This window comes from Catenulispora sp. MAP12-49, assembly GCF_041262705.1.
Lineage (GTDB): Bacteria > Actinomycetota > Actinomycetes > Streptomycetales > Catenulisporaceae > Catenulispora.
Genome location: NZ_JBGCCP010000092.1, coordinates 1 through 1,322, shown reverse-complemented (window position 1 = coordinate 1,322; position 1,322 = coordinate 1). Strand labels below are relative to the sequence as shown.

The window sequence follows — 1,322 nt, the reverse complement described above, 5'->3', positions numbered from 1 at the left end:
CGATCTGGCACAACACCAAGACCGGCGCACCCAGCAAGCGATCACTAATCGCTTACGACCACTGACCAGCCCAACGATCGGACTCAATCATCTAGTGCCTGAGCGTCCAAATCCCGCGATCGCCTCGAACGCCGCCGGGAAACCACAGGTCAGAAGCGGTCCCGTCCCGCGCCGCCGTCAATGTCCCGCGCGGTGGCGTGTCCGGCTGCGTCCCGCGGCCAGACTGGGCGGGCCCGTCCACGCGCTCCAGACGTGGATCGGCACCGCACCATGAGAGGTCATCATGCTCCGCACCAGAATGGTCCAGACGGCCGGTGTCCTTGTCGGCGCCGTCGCCCTGACGACGATGTTCGCCAGTTCGGCGTCGGCGGGCATCACGATCAAGCTTCACAGCAAGGCGACGGGTCGCTGCCTGGACAGCAACACGGGAGGCAGCGCTTACGCGCTCCCCTGCAACGGCGGCCAGTTCCAGAACTGGGTCTTCTACTTGAACGGCGGCAACGGCGCCGGCCTCCAGGACTTGCAGACCGGGTTGTGCCTGACCACAGGAACGCAGGTCAACAGCAGCCTCGTGATGATGAAGACGGCATCGTGCGCCGGCAACGCCGTGAACTTCGGCGTCGTCGCCAACTCCGACGGCACCCACACCTTCACCACCGGCACGTGGTGTCTGGACAGCAACACCGATGGAGAGGGGAACAACGTTGGTGCGGTCTACATAGATCCGTGCAACGGCGGGAACTACCAGCGTTTCTCCTACCAGTAGAGCATCTCGCTGCCACGGAACAAGCCACCGGCCGCCGCACTCCGAAGAGTGCGACGGCCGGTGCCGTTTCCAGAGTTCCAGCCTCTGACCTAGATGCTCACCCCGCCCAGCACCTGACGCGCCATCACGATCCGCTGCACCTGGTTCGTGCCCTCGTAGATCTGCGTGATCTTCGCACTAGTTGGCAGCTACCTGGCCCCTTAGGCCAGGTAGCTGCTCTGACCTGGCACTTTATTGCTCAACACTTGTGATCGTTTGCGGGCACTTTCTAGCCTCTGACGCAACAGGGACGCAACAAGATTCGAGACCGAGCAGCAATCAGTGTCGGCTGCGCAGCTGCCCGAGTCGCGCAGGCGCGCGGCAATCGACGGGCTGCCTCGTCTTGCCCCTGGCGTTCAGCCAGCTCGCTCTGATCACGCTCCGGTTACCTGCCTGTTCGACTGGGACATCGCCTCCGTACCGGATGGCGTCCTTTCGAGTGGTGTAACTGATCTTTGGTCAAGTGGTCTTTTTGGCTCGTGGCAGTGCCGTCGGTCCGGTGAAGACGGCGGTGGTT

At 63.2% G+C, this 1,322-nt stretch carries 1 protein-coding gene; it reads left to right on the top strand.

The window, feature by feature from the left end:
* Window positions 1-283: 283 nt before the first annotated feature.
* Window positions 284-766 (top strand): ricin-type beta-trefoil lectin domain protein, encoded by a 483-nt coding sequence (locus ABIA35_RS49410; RefSeq protein ID WP_370362649.1) that lies wholly within the window; start codon window positions 284-286, stop codon window positions 764-766.
* Window positions 767-1,322 lie beyond the last annotated feature (556 nt).